This is a genomic window from Curtobacterium sp. PvP017 (assembly GCF_054060195.1).
On sequence record NZ_JBSSCY010000001.1, the window covers coordinates 485,478 to 510,171 of the forward strand.

General features: G+C 71.5%; 28 protein-coding genes. 12 read left to right on the top strand and 16 right to left on the bottom strand.

Going from position 1 to position 24,694, the window contains the following annotated elements:
- Positions 1-164: 164 nt before the first annotated feature.
- Entirely contained in the window at positions 165-1,505 is a 1,341-nt protein-coding gene (gene aspS, locus ACVKXF_RS02305; protein WP_123313859.1) for an aspartate--tRNA(Asn) ligase, read from the top strand.
- Positions 1,506-1,637: 132 nt separating this feature from the next.
- On the opposite strand, the gene ACVKXF_RS02310 is transcribed toward aspS, so the two are convergent.
- From ACVKXF_RS02310 to ACVKXF_RS02330, 5 genes are all read right to left on the bottom strand, one after another.
- A complete protein-coding gene (locus ACVKXF_RS02310; protein ID WP_123313860.1) occupies positions 1,638-1,931 on the bottom strand; it encodes a Dabb family protein in 294 nt (97 codons plus the stop codon).
- Positions 1,928-2,182, bottom strand: a complete 255-nt coding sequence (locus tag ACVKXF_RS02315) for a glutaredoxin family protein (RefSeq protein WP_111084287.1) — start codon at positions 2,180-2,182, stop codon at positions 1,928-1,930. The genes ACVKXF_RS02310 and ACVKXF_RS02315 overlap by 4 nt, the downstream gene beginning before the upstream one ends.
- 84 nt (positions 2,183-2,266) lie before the next feature.
- Positions 2,267-2,365: a 30S ribosomal protein bS22 gene (locus ACVKXF_RS02320; RefSeq protein WP_003792170.1), complete on the bottom strand. Its 99-nt coding sequence runs from the start codon at positions 2,363-2,365 to the stop codon at positions 2,267-2,269.
- Between the two features lie 128 nt (positions 2,366-2,493).
- Entirely contained in the window at positions 2,494-2,688 is a 195-nt protein-coding gene (locus tag ACVKXF_RS02325) for a helix-turn-helix domain-containing protein (protein ID WP_022902482.1), read from the bottom strand.
- 100 nt (positions 2,689-2,788) lie between these two features.
- On the bottom strand, positions 2,789-3,304 hold the full coding sequence (locus tag ACVKXF_RS02330; protein ID WP_123313861.1) for an ArsR/SmtB family transcription factor: 516 nt from the start codon (positions 3,302-3,304) through the stop codon (positions 2,789-2,791).
- 74 nt (positions 3,305-3,378) lie between these two features.
- On the opposite strand from ACVKXF_RS02330, the gene ACVKXF_RS02335 reads away from it, so the two are divergent.
- Both ACVKXF_RS02335 and ACVKXF_RS02340 read left to right on the top strand, forming a co-directional pair.
- Positions 3,379-4,812: a TrkH family potassium uptake protein gene (locus tag ACVKXF_RS02335; protein WP_456794697.1), complete on the top strand. Its 1,434-nt coding sequence runs from the start codon at positions 3,379-3,381 to the stop codon at positions 4,810-4,812.
- Positions 4,813-4,834: 22 nt separating this feature from the next.
- Entirely contained in the window at positions 4,835-5,500 is a 666-nt protein-coding gene (locus ACVKXF_RS02340) for a potassium channel family protein (protein ID WP_123313863.1), read from the top strand.
- A gap of 14 nt (positions 5,501-5,514) precedes the next feature.
- On the opposite strand, the gene proC is transcribed toward ACVKXF_RS02340, so the two are convergent.
- Positions 5,515-6,345, bottom strand: a complete 831-nt coding sequence (gene proC / locus ACVKXF_RS02345; protein WP_456794698.1) for a pyrroline-5-carboxylate reductase — start codon at positions 6,343-6,345, stop codon at positions 5,515-5,517.
- A gap of 64 nt (positions 6,346-6,409) precedes the next feature.
- On the opposite strand from proC, the gene ACVKXF_RS02350 reads away from it, so the two are divergent.
- Positions 6,410-7,366, top strand: coding sequence for a cation diffusion facilitator family transporter (locus ACVKXF_RS02350; RefSeq protein WP_340197441.1), 957 nt, complete (start codon positions 6,410-6,412; stop codon positions 7,364-7,366).
- Here the strand turns inward: ACVKXF_RS02350 and ACVKXF_RS02355 are convergent.
- Positions 7,347-7,781, bottom strand: coding sequence for a nucleoside deaminase (locus ACVKXF_RS02355; protein ID WP_456794902.1), 435 nt, complete (start codon positions 7,779-7,781; stop codon positions 7,347-7,349). The two genes, ACVKXF_RS02350 and ACVKXF_RS02355, sit on opposite strands and share 20 nt — an antisense overlap.
- Before the next feature lie 76 nt (positions 7,782-7,857).
- On the opposite strand from ACVKXF_RS02355, the gene upp reads away from it, so the two are divergent.
- From upp to ACVKXF_RS02380, 5 genes are all read left to right on the top strand, one after another.
- On the top strand, positions 7,858-8,493 hold the full coding sequence (upp, locus tag ACVKXF_RS02360; protein ID WP_456794699.1) for a uracil phosphoribosyltransferase: 636 nt from the start codon (positions 7,858-7,860) through the stop codon (positions 8,491-8,493).
- A 497-nt stretch (positions 8,494-8,990) separates the two neighbouring features.
- Complete coding sequence (locus tag ACVKXF_RS02365; RefSeq protein ID WP_123313866.1) at positions 8,991-9,761, top strand: winged helix-turn-helix domain-containing protein; 771 nt, start codon at positions 8,991-8,993, stop codon at positions 9,759-9,761.
- Between the two features lie 293 nt (positions 9,762-10,054).
- Positions 10,055-10,567, top strand: a complete 513-nt coding sequence (locus ACVKXF_RS02370; RefSeq protein ID WP_123313867.1) for a MarR family winged helix-turn-helix transcriptional regulator — start codon at positions 10,055-10,057, stop codon at positions 10,565-10,567.
- Positions 10,564-11,913 (top strand): cryptochrome/photolyase family protein, encoded by a 1,350-nt coding sequence (locus tag ACVKXF_RS02375; RefSeq protein ID WP_456794700.1) that lies wholly within the window; start codon positions 10,564-10,566, stop codon positions 11,911-11,913. The genes ACVKXF_RS02370 and ACVKXF_RS02375 overlap by 4 nt, the downstream gene beginning before the upstream one ends.
- Positions 11,910-13,367, top strand: coding sequence for a serine hydrolase domain-containing protein (locus tag ACVKXF_RS02380; RefSeq protein WP_456794701.1), 1,458 nt, complete (start codon positions 11,910-11,912; stop codon positions 13,365-13,367). Before ACVKXF_RS02375 ends, ACVKXF_RS02380 begins: the two co-directional genes overlap by 4 nt.
- A gap of 64 nt (positions 13,368-13,431) precedes the next feature.
- On the opposite strand, the gene ACVKXF_RS02385 is transcribed toward ACVKXF_RS02380, so the two are convergent.
- On the bottom strand, positions 13,432-14,403 hold the full coding sequence (locus ACVKXF_RS02385; protein ID WP_396288938.1) for a carbohydrate kinase family protein: 972 nt from the start codon (positions 14,401-14,403) through the stop codon (positions 13,432-13,434).
- 153 nt (positions 14,404-14,556) lie between these two features.
- Here ACVKXF_RS02385 and ACVKXF_RS02390 point away from each other — a divergent pair, with 153 nt between their 5' ends.
- Complete coding sequence (locus tag ACVKXF_RS02390; RefSeq protein ID WP_123313871.1) at positions 14,557-15,132, top strand: hypothetical protein; 576 nt, start codon at positions 14,557-14,559, stop codon at positions 15,130-15,132.
- An 84-nt stretch (positions 15,133-15,216) separates the two neighbouring features.
- On the opposite strand, the gene ACVKXF_RS02395 is transcribed toward ACVKXF_RS02390, so the two are convergent.
- The 5 genes from ACVKXF_RS02395 to ACVKXF_RS02415 form a co-directional block, all read right to left on the bottom strand.
- Positions 15,217-15,831 carry a superoxide dismutase gene (locus ACVKXF_RS02395; protein WP_111084300.1) on the bottom strand — a complete coding sequence of 205 codons (615 nt, stop codon included), beginning with the start codon at positions 15,829-15,831 and terminating at the stop codon, positions 15,217-15,219.
- Positions 15,832-15,875: 44 nt separating this feature from the next.
- Positions 15,876-16,385 (bottom strand): flavin reductase family protein, encoded by a 510-nt coding sequence (locus ACVKXF_RS02400; RefSeq protein WP_111084301.1) that lies wholly within the window; start codon positions 16,383-16,385, stop codon positions 15,876-15,878.
- 236 nt (positions 16,386-16,621) lie between these two features.
- Entirely contained in the window at positions 16,622-18,145 is a 1,524-nt protein-coding gene (locus ACVKXF_RS02405) for an MFS transporter (RefSeq protein ID WP_456794702.1), read from the bottom strand.
- A gap of 486 nt (positions 18,146-18,631) precedes the next feature.
- The gene (locus tag ACVKXF_RS02410) at positions 18,632-19,663 is read right to left on the bottom strand and encodes a LacI family DNA-binding transcriptional regulator (RefSeq protein ID WP_456794703.1); all 1,032 of its coding nucleotides are present in this window, start codon (positions 19,661-19,663) and stop codon (positions 18,632-18,634) included.
- Positions 19,642-21,678, bottom strand: a complete 2,037-nt coding sequence (locus ACVKXF_RS02415; RefSeq protein ID WP_456794704.1) for an aldo/keto reductase — start codon at positions 21,676-21,678, stop codon at positions 19,642-19,644. Before ACVKXF_RS02415 ends, ACVKXF_RS02410 begins: the two co-directional genes overlap by 22 nt.
- Positions 21,679-21,869: 191 nt before the next feature.
- Here ACVKXF_RS02415 and ACVKXF_RS02420 point away from each other — a divergent pair, with 191 nt between their 5' ends.
- Both ACVKXF_RS02420 and ACVKXF_RS02425 read left to right on the top strand, forming a co-directional pair.
- The gene (locus ACVKXF_RS02420) at positions 21,870-22,418 is read left to right on the top strand and encodes a TetR/AcrR family transcriptional regulator (protein WP_456794705.1); all 549 of its coding nucleotides are present in this window, start codon (positions 21,870-21,872) and stop codon (positions 22,416-22,418) included.
- Positions 22,419-22,484: 66 nt separating this feature from the next.
- Positions 22,485-22,655, top strand: a complete 171-nt coding sequence (locus ACVKXF_RS02425) for a hypothetical protein (RefSeq protein ID WP_185021456.1) — start codon at positions 22,485-22,487, stop codon at positions 22,653-22,655.
- Positions 22,656-22,804: 149 nt separating this feature from the next.
- Here ACVKXF_RS02425 and ribH read toward each other — a convergent pair whose 3' ends face one another.
- From ribH to ACVKXF_RS02440, 3 genes are read right to left on the bottom strand one after another with little or no spacing between them, the layout of a single operon-like run.
- A complete protein-coding gene (ribH, locus tag ACVKXF_RS02430) occupies positions 22,805-23,284 on the bottom strand; it encodes a 6,7-dimethyl-8-ribityllumazine synthase (RefSeq protein WP_123292070.1) in 480 nt (159 codons plus the stop codon).
- Entirely contained in the window at positions 23,281-23,949 is a 669-nt protein-coding gene (gene ribB, locus ACVKXF_RS02435) for a 3,4-dihydroxy-2-butanone-4-phosphate synthase (RefSeq protein WP_340197588.1), read from the bottom strand. The genes ribH and ribB overlap by 4 nt, the downstream gene beginning before the upstream one ends.
- Before the next feature lie 11 nt (positions 23,950-23,960).
- The gene (locus ACVKXF_RS02440; protein ID WP_205462812.1) at positions 23,961-24,614 is read right to left on the bottom strand and encodes a riboflavin synthase; all 654 of its coding nucleotides are present in this window, start codon (positions 24,612-24,614) and stop codon (positions 23,961-23,963) included.
- Between the last annotated feature and the right edge of the window lie 80 nt (positions 24,615-24,694).

Genomic DNA, 24,694 nt, shown 5'->3' on the forward strand with positions numbered 1-24,694 from the left:
CCTCTCGTCCCGCGACCCGGCCACATCGAGAACGCTACGGACCCGCGGGACGCCCCACGGGCCTCCCGGCCGACCTGTGGACGGCGCCGGACGCATGCCGCCCTGTGGAGGGGAGCACCCTGCGGACCGACGCCGCCGGACGCAGACGGTTAGACTCGACCACCGTGATCGAACGCACCCGCATCGCCGACCTCGCTGCCCTCCCCGACGGCCCCGTCTCCGTGGCCGGATGGGTCGAGACCGTCCGAGACCAGAAGAAGGTGCAGTTCGTCGTCCTCCGCGACGAGTCCGGCGCCGTCCAGCTCGTGAACCCCGCCACGCGCGAGGCCGAGGACGGTGACGACGCCGCCCAGGCCGCGCTCGCCACCACCAACGAGATCTCGGGCCTCGCCCACGGCACCTTCATCCACGCCACCGGCACCCTGAAGCACGACGAGCGCGTCAAGCTCGGCGGCCTCGAGGTCAAGGTCGGCGCGCTCGAGGTGGTGAGCGCCGCGATCCCGGAGACCCCGATCGCCGACGACTCGTCGCTCGACAAGCGGCTCGACTGGCGCTTCCTCGACCTGCGCAACCGCAAGCAGAACCTGATCTTCCGCATCCAGACGACGCTGGAGCACGCGTTCCGCACCTACTGGGTGGACCGCGACTACATCGAGATCCACACCCCGAAGCTGATGGCGTCGGCCTCCGAGTCGCGCGCCGAGCTGTTCCAGCTCGAGTACTTCGAGACGACCGCCTACCTGGCGCAGTCGCCGCAGAACTTCAAGCAGATGGCGCAGCCCGCCGGCTTCGGTGCCGTGTTCGAGATCGCCGACGCGTTCCGCGCCGACCCCTCGTTCACGAGCCGGCACGCGACGGAGTTCACCAGCGTCGACGCCGAGTTCTCGTGGATCGAGTCCCACGAGGACGTCATGGCGATGCACGAAGAGGTCCTGGTCGCCGGCATCACCGCGGTCAAGGAGAAGTACGGCAAGGACATCGAGGAGGTCTTCGGCTTCGAGCTGCAGGTCCCCGCGACGCCGTTCCCCCGTGTGACCCTGGCCGAGGCCCGGAAGATCGTCGCGGACAGCGGACACGACGTCGTGCGTGCCGACGGCGACCTGGACCCCGAGGGCGAGCGCCGCGTCGCCGCCTGGGCGAAGGAGCACCACGGGTCGGAGTTCGTCTTCGTCACCGAGTACGACGCCTCGATCCGGCCGTACTACCACATGCGGAAGCCGGGCGACCCGACGCTCACGAACAGCTACGACCTCATCTTCAACGGTGCGGAGATCTCCACGGGCGCGCAGCGCGAGCACCGCGTCGACGTGCTCGAGGCGCAGGCCGTCGAGAAGGGCCTCGACCCCGAGGAGCTCGGCTGGTACCTCGACTTCTTCCGCTACGGCGTGCCGCCGCACGGCGGGTTCGGCATGGGCCTCGCGCGCGTCCTCATGCTCATGCTCGGCGAGCCGTCCATCCGCGAGGTCACGTACCTCTTCCGTGGCCCGACGCGCCTGACCCCGTAGTCACGTCACGCGTCGCCCCTCGCGGGCGCACATGGTGAACAGAAATGGTCGCCTCCCGATGTGGGAGGCGACCATTTCTGCTCACGAAGCGCCGCAGCGCACGCAGCACCGGGGGCGGGACGGGAGGCCCGCTCAGCGCTCCCAGTCGATGGCGGCCCGCCCCGTGACCAGTCCACGGATCTCGGCTGCGGCGGCCTGGTGGTCCGGGTGCACCTGGTACTCGTCGAGTCCCGCGAGGTCGTCGAACGACGCGACGACGGCGACGTCGCTGTTCTTGTCCGGGTAGGCGACGTTCTCGACGACCTCGAGCGAGCGGATCGACCCGATGGTGCCGGTCAGGCCGGTCAGGAGTTCGCGGATCCGGGCGATGGACGCGGCGCGGTCGAGGTCCTCGCGCAGGGTCCAGGCGACGACGTGGGAGATCATGCGGAGGCACCGGCCTTCTCGAGGGCACGTGCGAGCCGATCGGCGTCGACGTGCCAGTTGCTGTGGACGCGCCCGTCGACCAGCACGACGGGGATGTCCTCCGCGTACTCCTGGCGGAGGGCGTCGTCGTCGAGGATCGAGCGTTCCTGCAGGGTCACGCCGGGATGTTCGGCGACGACGCGCTCGACCACGGGTCGGGCGTCGTCGCAGAGGTGGCATCCGGGCTTGGTCAGGAACGTCACTGCGGGCATGGCTCCAGCGTAGCTCGCGGTCCGCGTCCCCTGGCGAATGCGAAAGCCCCGGCGAACCGGGGCTTGACGCTGCAGGCTCGGGGCCTACTTCTTGTTGCGACGCTGGTGGCGCGTCTTGCGAAGCAGCTTGCGGTGCTTCTTCTTCGCCATGCGCTTGCGACGCTTCTTGATGACAGAACCCATGTGGACCTCGCTCGGACTGTGCTGATGTATCGGACACCGGGCCGTCGAGACCGCGGAAAATCAACCCGGCCGAGTCTACCGGAGGGCTGACGCGATGTCGAACGCGCCCGGAACGGACGTGCGTGCGCTCAGCCGACGTCTGCGATGCCACCGCGCAGCACGTCGGCGACGGCTGACTCGGGGACACGGAAGGACCGGCCGAAACGGATGGCGGGGAGCTCACCGGCGTGGACCATGCGGTACACGGTCATCTTCGAGACACGCATCATCTCGGCGACCTCAGCGACGGTGAGGAAGCGCACGTCGTCGAAACTGCCGGTCATGATCCGCCTTCGGTGGCTCGCACGCGATCCGCGCACGGGTTTGGTGTGACCTGTGTGGTCACTGGCAACTGTAGAGGCGCGTGCGACCCAGTGTCCAGGCTCAGTCTTCGTCCCCGCGGCGGGTGAAGCGCTTGCGGCTGCGGTCGACGACGCGCTCCCAGCCCTGCTGCGCGCCGGAGATCGCCGCGGTGGCCCGGTAGGACGCCTCGGCCATGACACGCCCGAGCTCGGTGCCGACCTCGACGGTGGCCTTGCCGGCCGCCCCGTTCCGGCGCACCGACACGGGTTGTCCATCGGGGGTCCACGCCGTGGTCGCGGGCATGCCGTCGGCGTCGACTGCGCCGGTGAACGGCAGGACCCAGTCCTCCAGGGACACGAGCGGTTCCGGGTCGAGCCGGTAGAAGCGGTGCTGCCCTTCCTCGCGGCTGGTGACGAGGCCGATGTCGCGCAGGACGCGGAGGTGCTTCGACACCGTCGGCTGGCTGACGCCCAGTCGTTCGACGAGCTGCCCGACGCTGAGTTCCCCACCGGTGACGTCCGATCCGTACGCGGCGAGGAGGGTCCCGAGCAGCTCACGCCTCGTGGGGTCCGCCACGACGGAGAAGATGTCGGCCATGCGGGCAAGGCTAGCCGGGGCACCTCGGATGTACCATGACGAACCGTCCCGGCCCATGTCCTCGGAGGCATACGATGCTCGACCGTACCGAGCCGCTCCCGCGGCACGTGACCGTCACCCGGCGACGGGGCGGACGGATCGCGACGGTCCTGCGATCGTCGCCGTCGCGATTGGCGATCGTGGTGTTCATCGCCCTGATCTTCGTGTTCACGGCGCTGTTCATGACGCCGTGGGCCGCCGCGGACCGGACCAGCACGCACTTCTCGGACGCACTGTTCACGGCGGCCTCGGTGGTGTGCGTCACCGGCCTCGCGACCGTCGACATGGCGACGCACTGGTCGGTCTTCGGCAAGGTCCTCGTGGTGATCGGCACGCAGATCGGCGCGGTGGGCGTGCTGACCTTCGCGTCGATCCTCGGGCTGTTCGTGACCCGCAAGCTCGGGCTCCGCGCGAAGCTGATGGCCGCGGGCGACTCGAACCCGCTCCGCACCCACCACGGAGCCGTGCCCGAGGGGCAGGCCGTCCGCCTCGGTGAGGTCGGCACCCTGCTCGCGACGGTGGCCGTCAGCACCCTGTCGATCGAGATCGTCCTCGGCCTGCTGCTCCTGCCGTCGGTGTTGATCGCGGGCATCCCGTTCTGGACCGCGGTCGGCGACTCCTTCTACTACGCGGCGATGGCGTTCACGAACACCGGCTTCTCGCCCAACGCGGACGGCCTCGACCCGTTCGCCCACGACTACTGGTTCCTGACGCTCCTGATGATCGGCGTCGTGGCGGGGTCGATCGGGTTCCCCGTCATCCGTGCCCTGACGAAGCAGCTCCGCACGCCGCGCCGCTGGCCGATCCACGTCAAGCTGACCCTGGCCACGAGCGCGGTCCTGCTCGTCGGCGGTGCGATCGTCTACACCGCGCTCGAGGCCTCGAACCCGACGACCTTCGGCGAGGAGGGCGCCGGGCGGACGGCGTTCCAGGCGCTCTTCCTGTCGACGATGACCCGCTCCGGCGGCTTCTCGCTCGTCGACTTCGACCAGCTGAACGGGTCGAGCCTGCTCGTCACCGACATGCTCATGTTCATCGGTGGCGGCTCCGCGTCGACCGCCGGCGGCATCAAGGTCACGACCCTCGCGGTGCTGTTCCTCGCCGCGGTGGCCGAGGCCCGCGGCCGGCAGAGCATGGAGGCGTTCGGGCGCCGCATCCCCAGTGACGTGCTGCGGGTCGCGGTCGCCATCGTGCTCTGGGGAGCGACGATCGTGGCGGTCGCGACCGTGGTGCTCCTGCAGATCACGGACGACTCGCTCGACCGCGTGCTGTTCGAGGTGATCTCGGCGTTCTCGACCAGTGGTCTGTCCTCCGGCGTGTCCGCGGACCTGCCCGAGTCCGGCAAGTACGTCCTGGCCGCCACCATGTTCCTCGGCCGGGTCGGTACAGTGACCATCGCCGCAGCCCTGGCCGCGAGTCAGAGCCGGCAGTTGTTCCGCCGCCCCGAGGAGAGGCCGATCGTTGGCTGACCGAACCCGTCCCCCGCACCCGATGGGTGCGATCAGTCACGACGCACCCGTGCTCGTCATCGGCCTCGGCCGCTTCGGCGCCGCCACCGCCGGTCAGCTCGAGCGGCAGGACCGCGAGGTCCTCGTCGTCGACACCGACGCCGGCCTGGTGCAGAAGTGGTCCGACCGGGTCACGCACGCCGTGCAGGCCGATGCGACCGACATCGACGCGCTGCGGCAGATCGGTGCGCAGGACTTCGCGATCGCGGTCGTCGGGACGGGCAGCGACCTCGAGTCGAGCGTGCTGATCACGGCGAACCTCGTCGACCTCGGCATCCCGCAGATCTGGGCGAAGGCCATCAGCCGCTCGCACGGCACGATCCTGTCCCGCATCGGCGCGAACCACGTCGTCTACCCGGAGCGTGAAGCCGGGGAGCGCACCGCACACCTGGTGTCCGGGCGCATGCTCGACTTCATCGAGTTCGACGACGACTTCGCCGTGGTCAAGATGTTCCCGCCACGGGCCGTGCGCGGGAAGGACCTCGCCACCACGGTGATCCGCACCCGGTTCGGTCTGACGGTGCTCGGCATCAAGCCGCCCGGGAGCCCGTTCGTGCCGGCGACGCCGGAGAGCATCATCGGCGAGGACGACGTGATCATCGTCTCGGGTTCGGAGACCGACCTGGAGCGCTTCGCGGCGTTCGAGTAGGTCCGCCCGCGCCCCTACGACGCGGCGATCTCCTCCGCGCGCGCGATCGCGGCGCGCGACGCGCGCAGGAAGGTGTCGGCCAGGTCGGCATCCTGCAGCACCGCGACGGCCCGCTCGGTGGTGCCCTTCGGGCTCGTGACGGCACGCCGCAGGTCGGCGGGCTCGCGCTCCGACCGGTCGAGCAGCTCCACGGCGCCGCGCAGCGTGCCCTGCACCATCGTGGCCGCCTGGTCCGGGGTGAAGCCGAGCGCCTCGGCAGCGCGCTGCCACTCCTCGACCAGCAGGAAGACGTAGGCCGGGCCCGAACCGGACACGGCGGACAGGGCGTCGAGCTGCGTCTCGGGCACCTCGATCACCTGTCCCGAGGCGGTGAACACCGACGACGCGAGCGCGACGGCGTCGGGGTCCGCGGACGCGCCGGCGCTGACCCCGGTGACGCCGTGGCCGACGCCGATGGGCGTGTTCGGGAGTGCACGGACGACGCGCACACCGGCCGGCACCCGCGACTCCATGCTCGCGGTCGTGGTGCCGACCGCCACGCTGACCAGCACCGCACCGGGCTCCAGGTCCGCTGCGACCTCGTCGAGCAGGTCCGCGATCATGTACGGCTTCACGCCGACGACGACGAGCGCCGCGCCACGGACAGCGCGGCGGTTCGCATCGGGGTCGGTGTCGCTCGCGGTGGCGTCGAGCCCGCGCTGCCGGTGGGCGGCGGCCGACCCCTCGGACTTCGTCGTGAGGGTCACCGTCGCCGGGTCGAGCCCGGCGGCGAGCAGGCCGTCGAGGACCGAGCCGGACATGGAGCCGACGCCGAGCAGGGCGGTACGGGGCAGGTCGATCGTCATGCTCCCGACCCTACCGACAGGCCTCGCCTAGGATCGTCTTCCAGATCGGGAGAAGGGGACAGCTGTGAGCGCTTCTGGAGGCACGAAGGCGATCCTCGCCGCACTCGGTGCGAACGTCGGCATCGCGATCGTGAAGTTCATCGCGGCCGCGATCAGCGGGTCCGCGTCGATGCTGGCCGAGGGCGTGCACTCCCTGGCCGACTCCGCGAACCAGCTCCTCCTGCTGCTCGGCGGACGCCGTGCCCGTCGCGCCGCCGACGAGGAGCACCCCTTCGGCTACGGGCGCGAACGCTACGTGTACGCCTTCGTCGTCTCGATCATCCTGTTCTCCGTCGGCGGGGTGTTCTCGCTCTACGAGGGCATCGAGAAGCTCGCCCACCCGCACCCGCTCGAGAACTGGTGGCTGCCGCTCGTCGTGCTCGTCATCGCGATCGGGCTCGAGGGCTTCTCGCTCCGCACTGCGCTGAAGGAGGCCCGGCCGCAGAAGGGCACGCAGAGCTGGGTGCAGTTCGTCCGTCGCGCCAAGGCCCCGGAGCTCCCCGTCGTGATGCTCGAGGACACCGCTGCCCTGCTCGGTCTGGTCTTCGCCCTGTTCGGCGTCGGGCTGACCGCGATCACCGGCAACGGGGTCTTCGACGCGATCGGCACCATGCTCATCGCCGCCCTGCTCATCGCCGTCGCGGTCGTCCTGGGCATCGAGACGAAGAGCCTGCTCGTCGGCGAGGGTGCCACGGCCGCCGACGTCGAGCGGATCAAGCACGCGGTGCTCGACGGCCCGGAGGTCGACGCGATCATCCACATCAAGACGCTGTACCTGGGCCCGGACGAGCTCATGGTCGGCGTGAAGGTCGCCGTCGACGGCGACCGCCGCCTGGGGGACGTCGCCGCCGGCATCGACACCGTCGAGCACCGCGTGCGCACCGCGGTGCCGATCGCCCGCGTCATCTACGTCGAACCCGATGTGCTCCGCACCGGTCCGCGTCCGCCGACCGAGGCGATCGTCATCCTCGCCGCTGACTGAAGAAGGCGTCGAGCAGCGCGGCGCACTCGCGCTCGAGCACGCCGCCGACGACCTCGGAGCGGTGCGGCAGCCGGCGGTCCCTGGCGATGTCGTAGACGCTGCCGGTCGCGCCCGCCTTGGGGTCCCAGGCACCGAACACGACCCGGGGCACACGCGCTGCCAGGATCGCCCCGGCGCACATCGGGCACGGCTCGAGCGTCACGACGAGCGTGTGCCCGTCGAGGTGCCAGTCCCCCGTCACCGCGGCCGCCGCACGGAGCGCGAGCACCTCGGCGTGCGCGGTCGGGTCCTGCAGTGCCTCGCGCTCGTTCCGGCCGACGGCGACGACCTCGCCGTCGCGGTCGAGCACCACTGCCCCCACGGGGACGTCGCCGGTCGCCAGGCACGCGCGGGCCTCGTCGAGCGCGCGTTCCATCGCCGGGACGAACGGACGGGCAGCGGGCGCTTCCACGGGACCTCCTGGCGGTCGGCAGCACGGTAGGCTCGACCCTATGCGAGTCCACGTCGCCGACCACCCGCTCATCACCCACAAGCTCTCGGTGCTCCGCGACCGGACCACACCCTCCCCCACGTTCCGCGCCCTGACCGAAGAGCTCGTCACGCTCCTCGCGTACGAGGCCACGCGCAACGTCCGGGTCACCGCGACGCCCATCGACACCCCCGTGGCGCACACCATGGGCGTCTCGATCGCCAAGCCGCGTCCGCTCGTCGTCCCGATCCTGCGTGCCGGTCTCGGCATGCTCGAGGGCATGGTCAAGCTCGTGCCGACGGCCGAGGTCGGGTTCCTCGGCATGGCCCGCAACGAGGAGACCCTCGAGCCGCAGACCTACGCCGAGCGCCTGCCCGACGACCTGTCCGGCCGGCAGTGCTTCGTGCTCGACCCGATGCTGGCCACCGGTGGCACCCTCGCCGCCGCCATCGACTTCCTGTTCGCCCGCGGCGCCGAAGAGGTCACGTGCGTGTGCATCCTCGGCGCACCCGAGGGACTCGCGCTGGTCGAGCAGGCCGTCGGCGACCGCAACGTCTCGATCGTGCTCGGCGCCCTCGACGAGAAGCTCGACGAGAACGGGTACATCGTCCCCGGTCTCGGCGACGCCGGCGACCGCCTCTACGGACTGGCCGAGTAGGCAGTCGACGTCACCCACGATCGACGGGAGGCCCGTGGCGACACCGCCACGGGCCTCCCGTCGTCCGTCAGCCCGGTCCACCGCCGCCGGTGCGCGGAACGCACCGTCCACTCGGACGGTTGACACCGCCTTGGTATACCGCCGATACTCGTCCCATGACTGCAACCGTGTCCACCCGCGTCCTCTCCGAGGTCCAGGGGACTTCCGGCATGATGATGCCGGTCGCCGTCATGCGTTGTCGAATGTGTGCCTGATCGGCACCCGTTCCAGCCGGATCCCCCGCGACACCACCCCGGTCGCGAGCGTGTGATCCCCGGGTGACGGACACCGTCGACGACGCGCACCACGTCACGAGGTCTGTCTCCCGTTCCCCCGGGTCCGCCCCGGTCCACAGCAGGACCGCAGGGCACGACGGCATCCAGCCGTACCCGGGTCGACGCATTCGACACCGCCGCACGCGCCACACGCGCACCGGCCACATCGCCCGGAGAACCACCATGTCGCTCACCATCGCCCAGCCCCGCACCGCGCTCCGCACCGCCGCTCCGACGCCGACCGACCTCGGGACCGTCACCCCGATCCGGCCCCGTCCCGCGACGCCGGCCACGACCGGCCAGACCGCCGTGCCGACCAGCCCGGTCGTCGCACCGCAGCGCAACCGCTCGCTGCCGGAGGGCACCGAGGCCCGTGGCTTCGCGCTGTACGTCGGGATCGACGAGGCGAAAGCGGCAGCAGCCGGCACCACGCTCGCGGCCGTCGTCGAGCAGCTGAAGGCGCTCACCGCGCAGCTCGTCCCGAACTCGGAGACCTACGCGGCCGTCGCCGTCGCCGCGGAGCAGTCCGGCGGCCGCGACGTCGACGTCGTCCGGCTGGCGTTGCAGGACCGCTCCGCCGTCGCCGCGCGCAAGCAGGCCGAGAAGCCCGAGCCGGAGGAGACCGGGGTCGTCATCGACATCTCCCGGAAGCGCGTCACCCTCGACGGTGAAGCAGCACCCCTGACGTACAAGGAGTTCGAACTCCTGCAGTTCCTGGTGCTGCGCGAGGGCCAGACCGTCGACCGCTCGGCCATCATCGACGGCCTGTGGTCGGACGGCGAGGACGAGACCCCGAACGAGCGCACCATCGACGTGCACGTGCGCCGTCTCCGCTCCAAGCTCGGCGCGTTCGAGGAGATCGTCCGCACCGTGCGCGGCGTCGGGTACCGGTTCGACCGGCACGCCGACGTGGCCGTCCGCTACGCTTCGACGCCGTCGCCCGACCTCTTCTGATGCTGATCGGTCGCTCTTGGTGAACTCGCAGCGAACGACCCTCGGAGAGGCTAGCGCGCCGTTACCGCTTCGTTATACAGTCGGACGCGCAGACGGTGTTTGCTGTGGCACCGGCTGCGGAATGTGATTGCAGGAAACTCTTGGTGCAAGGGAGAGGGCCGGTCGCTCGGAAGAGCGGCCGGCCCTCGTGCACGTCGGGCTGGTGCATGTCGGCCCTCGTGCATGTCGAACCCGCCCCTGTCGGGGGCCGTCGGTAGTGTGGACGGACCGTCCGACCAGAGGGGAGCGCGATCGTGAGCGACTCACGCCGCAGCGAGAAGGCGACCGCCGTCGCTGCCTGGGAATCACTGTTCCGCGCCCAGGTCACCGTGATGCGGAGCCTCAACGCGGACTTCCCCGGTGGCGAGATCTCCTTCAACGAGTACGACGTCTGCTTCAACCTGTCGACACAGCCCGGCCGGCGCTGCCGCATGCGTGACCTCACCGGTCACCTGCTCCTCACCCAGCCGAGCGTGAGCCGCCTGGTCGATCGCCTGCTCGCCCGCGGGATCGTCGAGAAGCAGCCGGACCCGTCCGACGCCCGCGGCGTGATCGTGGCGCTCACCCCGCACGGGTTCGACGTCTACCGCCAGGTGGCCGTGCAGCACGCGGCGAGCATCGCGCAGCAGGTCGGCGCCGGGCTCTCCGACGCCGAACTCCGCACCCTCACCGAGCTGTGCACGAAGCTGCGGCTCGCGGTCGGCACCGCCCCGGGCCGACGACCCGTCGCGCGGACGGTCTCCGAGTCGGATCCGGCACCGGTGTGACCGGCGCACTGGTCTGGCTCCGCGACGACCTGCGACTGGCCGACAACCCCGCGCTGCGCGCTGCGATCGACCACGGCGGCGACGTCACGGTGGTCTACGTCCTCGACGACGAGTCCCCCGGCATCCGTCCCGCCGGTGCCGCCAGCCGCTGGTGGCTCCACCACTCGCTCACCGCCCTCGACGGCGAACTGCGCGACCGTGACTCGCGGCTGGTGCTGCGACGGGGCGCGGCCGCCGCGGTGATCGACGCCCTCGTCGCCGAGTCAGGAGCGGACGCCGTGTTCTGGAACCGTCGGTACGGTCCCGCCGAACGCGAGGTCGACGCCGGCATCAAGAGCGCGCTGCACGACCGCGGCATCGAAGCGCACAGCTTCGCGGCGAACCTGCTCTGGGAACCGTGGACCGTGCTCACGGGTCAGGGCGAACCGTACAAGGTGTTCACCCCGTTCTGGCGCGCCGCCCAGGCGATGCCCGAACCGCGGCACCCGCTCCCGAAGCCCCGGGACCTGCCAGCACCCGCCCGGGTCACGAGCGACGACCTGGACCAGTGGGACCTGCTGCCGACCCGTCCCGACTGGGCCGGCGGACTCCGCGACGCCTGGGAACCCGGCGAGCACGGCGCCCACCAGCGGCTCGAGCACTTCGTCACCCACGCGCTCGAGGACTACGACCAGCGGGACGAACCCGCCATGGCAGCCACGAGCGACCTGTCCCCGCACCTGCGCTGGGGCGAGGTCAGCCCGTACCAGGTGTGGCACCGGTTGCACGGAACGCTCGAGCCGGAGCAGCGCAAGAACGCCTCGGCCTTCCTGCGGCAGCTGGCGTGGCGCGAGTTCAACTGGAACGAGCACTTCCACTGCGAGGACATCACGACGGTGAACGTGCGTCGGGAGTTCGACGCGTTCCCGTGGCGGGACGCCCCGGCGGCAGAGGTCGACCGGTGGCGCACCGGCACGACCGGGTTCGACCTCGTCGACGCCGGCATGCGGGAGCTGTGGCACTCCGGCGCCATGCACAACCGCGTCCGGTTGGCGACCGCGAGCTTCCTCGTCAAGAACCTGCTGGTCGACTGGCGCGTGGGCGAGCAGTGGTTCTGGGACACCCTCGTCGACGCCGACTCGGCCAACAACGCCGGGAACTGGCAGTGGGTCGCCGGGTCGGGCTTCGACGCGGCGCCGTACTTCCGCGTGTTCAACCCCGACCGGCAGCTCGAGCGGTTCGACCCGCACCGTGAGTACGTGCACCGGTGGGTCCCCTCGGACGAGCTCCGGCCCGAGCCGATGGTCGACCTCAAGGCGACGCGGCAGCGTGCCCTCGACGCCTACGCAGAGATGCGTCGGTCGTGACCCCGTGGGACGCCGCCGTCGCGCAGGTCGACGCGCTCTTCCGTGACCGTGTCGACCGCGGCGTCGCACCGAGCAGCGCGTGGGGTGTGTTCGACCGGACGGGTCTCATCGCCTCCGGGGGCCACGGCGACCGTGGCGACGGGCAGCGGCCCGATGCCGACAGCGTCTACCGGATCGCGTCGTGCACCAAGAGCGTGACCGCGGCGACGCTGCTGACGCTGGTCTCCGACGGCCACCTGGACCTCGACGCACCGGTCACCGCCTTCGTGCCGGCGTTCGGCGCCGTGCACCTGCCCACACCGGACTCCCCCGTGCCGACCCTACGGATGCTGCTGACCATGTCGGCCGGGTTCCCCACCGACGACCCCTGGGCGGACCGGCAGGAGTCGATCAGCGACGCCGAGCTCGACGACGTCCTGCGCGCCGGGCTGTTGTTCGACTCCGTGCCCGGCACCCGGTTCGCGTACTCGAACCTCGGCTACGCCCTGCTCGGTCGGGTCGTCGCCGTCGCCTCCGGCCGTCCGTTCACCCAGGCGGCACGCGACACGGTGCTCCGGCCGCTCGGTCTCGACCACACGGTGTTCAGCGCGGCCGAGTCTCCGGGACCGGTCGTCACCGGGTTCCGTCCGCACGACGGCGACTGGGAACCCCTGCCGATGACCGGCCCGGGGGCGTTCTCGTCCATCGGTGGCCTGTTCTCCACCGTCCGCGACCTCGCACGCTGGGCGACGCACCTGGCATCGGCGTCGTCCGACACCCCGGAGCCCGGACCGGTCTCCCCCGCCGATCGCCGGCTCATGCAGCAGGCGATGCGGGTCGTGCCGTCGTCGGTGGTCCCCGGTTCGTCGCGCGCCACGGCGTACGGCTTCGGGCTGTTCGTCGAGCAGGACGACCGGTTCGGCGAACTCGTCTCGCACTCCGGCGGCTACCCGGGGTTCTCGGCGCACATGCGGTGGTCCGCGCAGACCGGCCTCGGTGTCGTCGCGTTCGAGAACGCCACGCAGGCGAAGGTCTCGGCCGCGGCGCAGCAGGCACACGACCTGCTCCTGGAGACCGCGCGTCCGACGGCGTCCCCGGCACTCGCCGGTACGGGCACCGGACCCGCGCGCCGCCCCGGCGCCGACCCGACCATCCGGGCGACGCGAGCCGCGCAGACCGCCGTGACGGGCCTCCTGGCCGACTGGCGCGACGACGTGGCGGACGCGATCTGCACGCCGAACGTGGCGATGGACGTCCCCTACGATCGCCGCCGACGCGCGATCGCCGCCGCGGTCGCCGAGGTGGGGGCGGACCTGACCGCTGCTCCCGTCGCCGAGCAGTCGTCGACGCCGTCGCACCTGCGCTGGTGGCTGCCCGGCACCTGCGGGCGCCTGCGCGTCGAGATCCGGCTCGCCCCGTCGTCGACCGGTCGCGTCCAGACCCTCACCGTCGTGGCGGAGCCCGCAGAGGGCTGACCGGGCTGACCGGGCGGAACGTCACGGTCGTGACCGCGGCCGGCTCGAGCCCCGGTCCCGGCCGTCACACCGGCGGTCGGCCGCCGACGAACCCGAGCGCCCGGGCGGCGACCCGGGTGCCCTCGCGCGCCGCCGCTCCGACCCGCACGGGATCGGTCGCCCACGCCCGCACGAACCCCGCGGCGAACGCGTCGCCGGCCCCGACCGTGTCGACGACCGTCGCCGGTGTCGCGGCGACGCGGTGCACGCTCCGACCACGCCGCCCCACCAGCACACCGTCGGCGCCCACCGTGACCACCACGAGCGGGACGTGCTCGGTCAGCCGCCGCACCGCGTCGTCGAGGTCCGTCGACCCGGTCAGTTCGAGGGCCTCCTGTCGGCCGGGGAAGAGGACGTCGACACCGGCGAGGGCATCGAGGAAGGCGGGAGCACCGACCGACCGGACGATGGCCGCCGAGGACGGATCGAGCGACACCCGGGCCGATCCTGTCCGGGCGCGGGCGACCAGGGCGGCGATGCGGTCGGCGCCGCCCCCGAGCATCGCGTGCCCCGTCAGGTGCACGATGTCCGCACGTCGAGCCACGGCGTCGGGGACGTCGGCTGCCGTGAGCTTCCCGCTCGCGGCCGGGTCGGACATCGCCGTGCGGCCGCTGTCGTTGCGCACCGACACCACGACCCCGGTGGAGGTCATCGCGTCGTAGCGCAGGTGCGGTCGGACGCCGGCGTCCTCCAGCGACCGTTCGTGCCGGTAGACGTCGTCGACGCCCACCCGGGCGACGAGGTCGACCTCGGCGCCGAGCCAACCGAGCCAGGCAGCGGTGTTGCCGGCAGCGCCGGTCGGGCGGTGGCGGATCACGGCTGCGGGATCGTGGACCCCGATGGTGTGTGCGGTGGTCTGCACGAGCACGCCGTCCAAGACGTCGCCGACCACCAGGAAGCGTTTTCCGGCACCCCGACGGCGCCCCGCGACCACCCGTCCGGCACGGGTCCCCTCGGGCTGCGACACGGGCACGGAGGCCTCTTGCGGCGTGGACATCTGCCTCAGTCTACGCGGAACCGAGTATTGCTCCGTTTTCACGCCCCGACAGCCGGTTCCGTGCGGCGACCTTCGGACCGAGCGACCGGTAACATACTCCATGACACCGGTCGTCGATAGCGCGACCGCCGCCGCCGATCCGACGGAGATGCCATGCCCCGGAAGCCCGACCCGACGCTCAAGCCGGCGATCCTCGAGAAGGTCACCCTGCACCTGCTCGACACCAAGCTCGAGGACGTCTCGGTGCGCAGCCTCGGTCGCGTCCTGGGCACGAGCGCTTACCCGATCGTCTACCACTTCGGCTCACGCGACGCGCTCATCGACTCGGTCGTCGAGCACCTGGCCGACACGGTCTGCCACGCCGCACTCGATCCCGGCGCGGACCGCGCTGCGCTCGGCGACTACCTCGTGGCCACCTTCGGCGGGCTCGGCGATCCGCACCGCGCCCTCGCCGCGCGGCTCACCTTCGAGCTCGGGTCGGTCGAGGCGCTGGACGGCCGCACCCGACACCGCGGTCTGCACCGAGACCGCGTCGCCGCGGTCACCGCGTGGTGCCTCGCGCACGGCTACGACGCCGCGGCAGCCGACCGCGCCGCACACGACGCCGTCATGGCCGCCCGCGGTGCGCAGTGGAGCACGATCGTCGACCGGGAGCGCACCGACGCCGACGCCGCACTCCGCGCGATCGCCGACCGGCTCGCCGCGGGCGCGTCCGTTCCCACGGCCTGATCCACGAACGGGAGGCACGGTGCCAGCTGGCACCGTGCCTCCCGTTCGTCCGTCGGTCGCGTCACGCGACCCGCGGTCGGTGGATCAGAGAGTCACGAACGACTGCGACTTCGCGTTGGCGAAGCGCGCCGCGACGTTCTCCCAGTCGACGATGTTCCAGACGGCCTTGACGTAGTCCGCCTTGACGTTGAGGTAGTCGAGGTAGAAGGCGTGCTCCCACATGTCGAGCAGGAAGATCGGCACGAGACCGAACGGCACGTTGGCCTGCTGGTCGAACAGCTGGAACGTGGTCAGCTTCTGGCCGACGGTGTCCCAGGCGAGGACGGCCCAGCCGGAGCCCTGGATGCCGTTCGCGACGGCGGCGAACTGCGCCTTGAAGGTGTCGAACGAGCCGAAGAACTCGTCGATGGCCGCGGCGAGCTCGCCCTCGGGGACCTTGGTGTCCGGGCCGAGGTTGGTCCAGAAGATCGAGTGGTTGACGTGCCCACCGAGGTGGAACGCCAGGTCCTTCTCGAGCTTGTTGATCGCACCGAAGTTGCCCGACTCGCGCGCTTCACCGAGCTGCTGCAGCGCGGTGTTCGCTCCGGTGACGTAGGCCTGGTGGTGCTTGTCGTGGTGCAGCTGCATGATCTTGCCGCTGATGTGCGGCTCGAGTGCGGCGTAGTCGTACGGCAGCTCCGGCAGGGTGTACTCAGCCATGTGAGGTCCTTTCGATCAGTGGGTTGCGGATGGGATTCCGCGGCTCACGAGAGCCGGGAACGATCGGTGAGGGAGTGGAATTCCCGGTTGTGGTAGACCAGCGGCTCGCCGTGCTCAAGGCCGACGACGATGTCGAGGACCTCGGCGACGACGACGGTCGAACTGCCGATCGGGGTCGTGGAGAGCGGACGGCACCGGAGCGCGCTGGCGGCGCTGGGCAGGTAGCGGTCACCCGAGGGCAGCGTGCCCCAGATCGGGTCGTCCGCGGTCGGGCTGCCCGTCGAGGCGAAGCGTCGCGCGAGGGCGACGCTCAGCGAGTCGACCAGGTGGACGACGAAGACCGGTGCGCCGAGCACGACACCGGCGGACCCGGAGTTCGTGGAGAGCGAGAACACGAGCACCGGCGGGTCGACCGCCACGCTCGCGACGCTCGAGGCGGTGAGTCCGGTCGGACCGTCGGGCCCCTCGGCGGTGATGACGGCGACGCCGGCCGGGTGCCCGCGGAACGCGGACTTGTACGCTTCGGCGATGTTCGCCGGGGCTTCGTCGGGCATGGTGTTCGTCGTCGTTCCTTCGCGCGGGGTGAGCCGTCACTGGGCGGCCATGTCCCAACGTATGACCTGAACCATGGTTGAGGTCAACGATTCACAGGTTCGACCGCTCCCGGGCGTGCCGGATGACGCCGCATGACGCGTCGTGCGGCCCCGCGGTGCCGCTTCGTGAGCAGAAATGGTCGAGTCGCTCGCGACGACCCGACCATTTCTGCTCACGAAACGCGCGCGGCCCGCGATCAGCGGCGCTTGAGCATGACGACGGCGCCCGCGGCGGCGATCACCATGAGCACCGCGGCGACGCCCGCCGTGATCGTCACGCCGGAGTCGAACGCGGCCCGCGCCGATTCGAGCAGTGCCTGACCGGTCGGTCCGCCGAGGGACGACGCGGCGGACACCGCACCGCCGAGCGTCTCCTGCGCAGCGGTGTGCGCGGTCGAGCTCAGCCCGCCCGGCACCACGACGTGCGCCCGGTAGGTGGTCGCCAGGATCGTGCCGAGGACGGCCGTACCGAGCACCGCGCCGATCTCGTACGCGGTCTCGGACATCGCCGACGCTGCACCGGCCTTGTCCGCCGGAGCGGTCGAGATGATGAGGTCGTTCGTGACGGTCTCGGACGCGCCGATCCCGATGCCGAGCAGCACGAACGCGAACGCCAGTGCGGCGATCGACGCATGGTGCCCGAGGACCGCCACGAGGGCGTAGGCAGCCGCCGAGAAGAGGAGCGAGGCCGACACGACCCAGCGCGGTGCCACGCGGGCGACGACCGGCACGACAGCCAGACCGGCGACGATCGTGAGCACCGATCCGGGGATGAGCACGACGCCCGAGGTGAACGGGTCCAGACCCGCGACGAGCTGCAGGTGCTGCGCGATGAAGAACAGGAAGCCGGTCAGCGAGAACATCGCCATCAGGTTCATGAGCACGCTGCCGGTGAAGGCCGTGCTGCGGAACAGCCGCAGATCGAGCATCGGCGTGCGGGAGCGCAGCTGCCGGCGGACGAACGCGATGCCGCACACGACCCCGACGGCGAGCATGGCGACGGCGAACCCGCGCTCCTCCGGGTGCACGACCGACTTGATCGCCCAGGCGGTCGGCGCCAGCGCGCCGAGGGACAGGAACATGCTCGGCACGTCCACCGGACCGGGCATCGGGTCACGCGACTCCGGCACGCAGAACGGGACGCCGACGAGCATGAGCACGAGGATCGGCACCGCGATCAGGAAGACGCTGCCCCAGTGGAAGTGTGCGAGCAGCGTGCCTCCGACGAGCGGGCCGAGGGCGTTGCCGGCCGCGAACATGGTCGACCAGACGGCCAGCGCCATCCGCCGCTCCCCCGCGTCGACGAAGACGTTGCGGATGATCGAGAGCGTCGCGGGCATGAGCATCGCGCCGAACACGCCCATCGCGATCCGGGCGGCGACGAGCATCCAGGCGTCGGTCGCGAACCCCGCGGCGACGGAGAACAGCGCGAAGCCGGTGGCTCCGATCACCAGGATCCGACGTCGCCCGATGCGGTCACCGATGCTGCCCATCACCACGAGCAGGCCGGCCAGGACGAGCGGGTACGCGTCGACGATCCAGAGCTGCGTGGTGGCGTCCGGGTTGAGCGCGCGGCTGATCGACGGCAGCGCGAAGCTCAGCACGGTGTTGTCCACCGAGATGAGCAGGACCGGCAGCATGAGCACGGCGAGCGCGAGGAACCGTCGGGCGCGGCTCCCGGTGACACGGGTTGCGACGGGGCTGGTGAGCAGTGCGGACACGGCGGACTCCTGGGACTTCGAGCCGGACCTGGTCGACGGCGGGGCGGTGCGTGGGGCAGACGAGACGGGACGCGGGATGGACACGCGCCCCGTCAGGACTCCGTCAGTGTACCGTCTGGACGGTTATGGTTGCAAATGCAACCAACAGGCTGACGGGAGGCCCGTGGCGGGCCCGCCACGGGCCTCCCGTCCGACGAGTGGTCCCGCCCAGGGCGGGAGGCTGGAGCTGCGGGTCGACCCGCGTCCGGTGCCGGGGTTCAGGTACCGGGGTTCCGGTGCCCGGGTACTGGTGCCGGGGTTCCGGTGCCGGGGTTGCGGTACCCGGGTACTGGTGCCGGGGTTCCACAACACGCCGCGTGGTCTCCGCCCGGGTTCCGATGTCGGGCGGCACGAGCGCCGACATGCCGAGATTTCGGAACCTCGGGGGCGGGGGGGCGGGGTGGGCAGGGCGCGGCGAGGTGGCCGGGGCGGGGCTCGCGGCCGTCGTCAGGCCGAGTCGCGGACCAGCAGGCTGTGGCGCACGGTGCGCTGCACCGCGGGGCCGTGCCGTGGCAGCTCGCCGGCGAGCATGCCGAGGGCGAGGCCGAGCGCCTCGCGCGCGACGGCGTCGAGGTCGACCGCCAGGGTGGTGAGCGTCGGTGACACCAGCGCGCCGAGCGGCAGGCCGTCGACGCCGACGACTCGCACGTCACCGGGGACGTCGACGCCCGCACGCCGACACGCCTGCAGCACGCCGAGCGCCATCACGTCGTTGAACGCGAGGATCGCGTCGAGCCGGCGCTTCCGGGCGAGGATCCGCACGGTCTCCTCGGCACCGCACTCGGCCGTGGCGTGCGGCGCGTGCACGAGCTCCGGCAGGTAACCGCGGCGGCGGAGGGCGTCCAGCATGAGCCCGCCGCGTGCGCTCGTGTGGTCCGGCGACGAGTTGTCGAGCACGACCGGGTGCCGCACCCCGGTCGCCACCAGGTGGTCGGCGAGGGCCTCGATCGCGTCGGCGGGGTCGATCCACACGGCCGCCGTCGGCGGGTCGGAGGACGGGTCGAGCTCGACCATCGGCACGTTGCCGAGGACCTCGCTCCACCGGTGCCGACGCGAGCCGAGGTAGCCGATGACCACGTCGGTCTGCGCGCCGAGCGCCTGGACCATCCGGTCCGCGTCGCTCGCCAGGTCGACGTCGGCGAGCATGACGTTCCACCCCTGCTCGGCGGCGAGCCGGAACACGGCGGAGGCGAGCTGGGGCGTGTAGGGGTTCCGCAGGTCGTTCACGACGAGCCCGAGCTGGTGGTCGCCGCCGGTGACCAGCCCACGGCCGAACCGCGACGGCCGGTAGTCGAGCGCCGCCGCGACGGCGAGCACCCGTTCCTTCGTGGTCGCGCTGATGCCGGACATGCCGTTCATCGCACGCGTGACGGTCTGCCGGGACACCCCGGCAGCCGCTGCGACGTCGATGATCGTCGCGCGGCCGCCGGGGTGCGGTCCGTCCGGTGGCGACTGGGTCAGTCGCGGAGGTCCAGCCATGCCACCTGTTCCGGGGTGAGGTCGACGGAGAGGCCCGTCATGGACGATCGGGCCTCCGCGATCGTACGGGGTCCGAAGAGCGGGAACGTCGGGAACGGCTGGTTCAGCACGTACGCCAGGGCGATCGCCGTGGCGGGGACGCCGAACCGGTCGCCGAGCTCCCGCGCGCGACGGAGTCGCTCGAAGTTCTCGTCGCTGTAGTAGCAGCGGACGAGCTCGGCGTCGCTGGTGTCCTCGGGCGTCGCGCGGCCGGTGAAGAAGCCGCGGGCCTGCGACGACCACGGCAGCAGCGGGACCTGACGCTCCTCGAGCCACGCCTTCGACGCGGCGTCGGTCGCGTGCTCGCAGCCGTCCCACGGCACGTCGTACGCCTCGGCCAGGCCGAAGTGGTTGCTGAGGACCTCGAACTCGTGCTTCCCGTTCGCCCGGGCGTAGGCGTTCGCCTCGTCGAAGCGTGCCGGGGTCCAGTTCGACCCGCCGTACACGCGGATGCGGCCGGCGCGGCGGTGCTCGTCGAGGACGTCGACGAACTCCCCCACCGGGATGTCCGGGTTGTCGCGGTGCATCATGTAGATGTCCGCGTAGTCGGTGCCCTGGCGCTCCAGGCTCTCGAGCAGCTGCTTCGTCAGGGACTCCGGGTCGCAGAACGGCGTGTGCGCGCCCTTCGTGATGACCACCACGTCCTCACGGACACCGCGGTTCTGGATCCACTTGCCGAGCCGGCCTTCGAGCACACCGCCGCCGTAGATGTAGCCGGTGTCGAAGACGTTGCCGCCCTGCTCGACGAACAGGTCGAAGATCGCGCTGGCGTGCGCCAGGTCGGGCTGGTTGTCGACGCCCATGACCAGGCGGGACAGCCGCTTGCCGACACCCGGGATCTCGCCGTACTTCATGGGGTTGCCGTCCTGGACCCGGAGCGGCCGACCGCTCACGGTGGGGATGTCCGCGGTCTCGGCCTCGAACGGGTACCGCAGGCCGATCGCGGCGCGCCACTTGTCGAGGGTGCGGGCGGTGGCGAGCGACTCGTCGATCGTCATCTGCGACGCCTCGACCGCACCGGCACGCAGTGCGTCGGTGGTGGCGTCTGCCTCGCGGGCGTAGGGGTGCTCGCCCGCGAACGACAGCGAGCGCGGGTCCTCGTCGACGGTGCGGATCTCGATGGTGGGGTCGTCGCCGAGGGTCCACGGGTCGGTGAGCACGATGCGACCGCGCGAGCCGTACACCGTCACGGCGTTGTCGTCCTGCACGAAGACGCCGGTGCGGACCGACGCCGTGATCCCGCCCTTGTAGGTGAGCTGCGCGACGGTCCACTCGTCGACCCCGGTCGGCCCGAGGGTCCCGGTGGCGGTGAGCTCCGTCGGCTCGGCGACGGCGACACCGGTCGCGGCCTGCACGATCGCGGCGGCCATCGTCACCGGGTACCCGCCGACGTCGAGGATTCCGCCGCCGGCGGTGTCGACGTCGAACAACCGGCCGGTCCGCTCGCCGGTGCGGAACGCGAACGAGGCGTCGATGTGCGTGACCGCGCCGACGACGCCGTCGCGCACGAGGTCGAGCAGCGCCGCGGTCTGCGGGTGGAAGCGGTACATGAACGCCTCGACCAGCGGCAGGCCGGCCTGGCGCGCGGCGTCGGCGAGCACCATGGCGGTGCCGTGGTTCGGGGCGAGGGGCTTCTCGCACAGCACGGCCTTGCCGGCTTCGAGCGCGGCGAGGACGAGCCGGGCGTGACCGGTGTGCACGGTCGACACGTACACGGCGTCGACGCGCGGGTCGGCGAGGACCTCGTCGTAGGTCGCGGCGGAGACGTCGGCGAACCCGAGCAGCGCGGCTTCGTCGGCGAAGGTCTGCGCCCGTTCGGTGGACGAGCTGCCGGCGGCGACCAGGGCACCACCGCTCGCGGGCAGCTGGGAGAGGAAGCGGCGGGCGATGCCACCGGGGCCGAGGACGGCCCAGCCGGGGCGGTCGGCGACCGTCGGAGTCGTGGTGCTGGCGGTGTTCGCGGTCTGCGCTGACATGCGGATCCTTGTCGTCTCGTGAACCTTCACGGTCACGACGACGCTAGTGCCACACGCCCGGTGGATCAATGCGTGCGTGCTCGGCTCGGCGTGTCCCACGGAGCCTGCTCCGGACCGCTTCGTGAGCGTTCACGGCCCGGCGCTGACGAGTGGTGCCCGCGGCGCGCGCAACTCCTCCTAGACTCGTGCGCATGGCCAGTGCCCGCGACCGCGTCCTCGACAGCTTCGTCGCCATCGTGTGCGAGGACGGCGAACGTCCCGCGACGCTTGACGCCGTCGCCGCGCGCGCCGGTGTCTCCAAGGGCGGGTTGCTGTACCACTTCGGCTCCAAGGCGGCCCTGGTCGAGGGGCTGTGCGAGCGGCTGTCCGACCTGTCCGCCATCGACGTCGAGCGCATGGCCGAGGCCGAGGACGGCGCCGCCCGCTACTTCGTCCGCAACTGCCTGTTCGTCGGCAGCGAGCTCGACCTCGCGCTCCTCGCCGCGAGCCGCCTGCAGCAGGCCGGCTACGAAGAAGCGGGTCGCACCCTCGACGACACCGAGAACGCGTGGCTCGCGACCCTCGTCGACGCACTCCACGACGAACCGACCGCCCAGGCCGTCAAGCTCCTCGGCGACGGCCTGTACCACCAGGCCTCACTGGGGGCGGCGAGCGACGGTCGCCCGAAGCGCAGCACCGTCGACATGGAGGCACTGCTCGCCGTCGTGGACCGTCTGATCGCGACGAAGCCCGGCGTGTGAACGACCATCCCCGTTCCTGGGGATAGACTTGGCGACGTTCCACTCGTCGACACCCGGAGGTATCCCGTGGGCCGCGTCATCGCCGCTGTTTTCTCGATCCTGCTGCTGCTGGTGTCGATGTACCTGTTCGGGTTCGCGTTCCAGGTCGACTCGGGTCAGGCGTTCGTCTTCATGGGCGGACTGATCCTGATGACCCTCTCCTTCTTCCTGCCGATCCACGTGTTCGGCAAGCGGTAACCACCCCGCTGACGCAGAACGGCCCCGCACCTCTCGAGGTGCGGGGCCGTTCTGCGTTTTGGCGCCGTGTGGGGAACCAGGTTCCGGACACAGCACCGCGGATCAGCGTGGTGTTGTGTCCGGAACCTGGTTTCGCGAGCGCTCCGCCGCTACGCGAGGACGCGCAGCGAGCGCAGCGTGACCGCGGTCGCGACCGCGGCGTGGACGGCCTCGGCGCCCTTGTCCTCCTTCGACCCGGGCAGCCCGGCCCGGTCGATGCCCTGCTGCTCGTCGTCCAGCGTCAGCACACCGAAGCCCACGGGCTTGCCGGTGTCGATCGCCACGCGGGTCAGCCCGCTCGTGGCGGCGTCGGACACGTACTCGAAGTGCGGGGTGCCGCCCCGGATGATCACGCCGAGCGCGACCGCGGCGTCGAACCCGGCCTCGAGAGCGGTCTTCGCGACGACGGGCAGCTCGAAGCTCCCCGGCACCGGGAACACCGACGCGGTGGCGCCGAGTCGTTCGACCTCGCGCTGCGCGCCGGCGAGCAGCCCCGCCGCGATCGTGTCGTGCCACTGTCCGGCGACGATGGCCACCCGGATCCCGGTTCCGTCGACGTGGTCGCGGTCCGCCGCGCCTGCTCCGCTCATCGTGCTGTCCCTTCCGTGGACGGGGCAGCTGCTGCCGCCGTCCGGTCTGCCGCGTCCAGCCACTCGACGAGCGCGGCGATGGTGATGACGGGCACGCCCTCGCGCGCCCCGAGTGCGACGAGCGCCGGCAGCCGCATCATGCCGCCGTCCTCGTCGACGATCTCGCAGATCGCCGCGGCGGGCCGCAGCCCGGCGGCCGTGACGAGCTCGATCGCTGCTTCGGTGTGCCCCGCACGTTCGCGGACCCCGCCCGGCCGCGCACGCAGGGGGACGACGTGACCGGGACGGTGCAGGTCGTCGCGCACGGACGTCGGGTCGGCGAGCACCCGCAGCGTGCGCGCACGGTCGTGGGCACTGATGCCGGTGGTGACCCCGACGGCGGCGTCGACGGTGACGGTGTACGCCGTGCCGCGGACGTCCTCGTTGTGCTGCACCATCGGCGGCAGGTCGAGGGCGTCGGCGATCCCGGTGCTGACGGGCGCGCAGATGAACCCGGACGAGTGCGCCACTGTCCAGGCGATCCACTCGGGCGTCGCGAGCTCGGCGGACAGGATGACGTCGCCCTCGTTCTCGCGGTCCTCGTCGTCGACCACGATGACCGGGCGACCGGCCGCCACCGACGCGATCGCGGCCTCGACGCTCGCAAGGCCGAGCGTCTGCGGCACGGACGCGACCATCACCGGGCCTCCGACCCGACGGTCTCGAGCGAGCCGACCGCGGCGTCGAGCCGCAGCATCCGGCGCACGTGCCGTGCCAGCACGTCGGTCTCGACGTTCACCCGGTCCCCCGGCACGCGCAGGCCGAGCGTCGTGGCCTCGAGCGTCTCGGGGATCAGGCTGACCTCGAACCAGGCGGCGTCGGGCGCGGTGTCCTCCGGCGAGACGGCGCTGACGGTGAGCGAGACGCCGTCGAGCGCGATGGATCCCTTGTCGACGACGAGCGGGCTGAGCGCCGGCGCGAGCGAGAACCGCACCCGGCGCCAGCCGTCGCCGTCGGCGGTCTCCAGCACGGTGGCGGTACCGTCGATGTGGCCCTGCACGATGTGGCCGCCGAGCCGGTCGCCGACCGACGCCGCACGTTCGAGGTTCAGGCGGTCGCCCACCCGCAGCGCTCCGTGCGCGCTCATGTCGAGGGTCTGCTTCATGACGAACGCGGTGAAGGAGTCGGGGGTCTGCTCGACGACGGTCAGGCACACGCCGCTGGTGGCGATGGAGTCGCCGTGGCTCGCGTCCGCGACCACGATCGGCCCGCGCACGGTGAGCGCGACGGAGTCGCCGTGCTGCTCGACGGCGGTGACGGTGCCGAGTTCCTCGATGATGCCGGTGAACACTGGTGTCCTCTCAACGGGACTCCGGGGGTGTTCGACGATCGTCGGCATCGACGGACGGGTCGCCCCACGCAGGGTGGGTC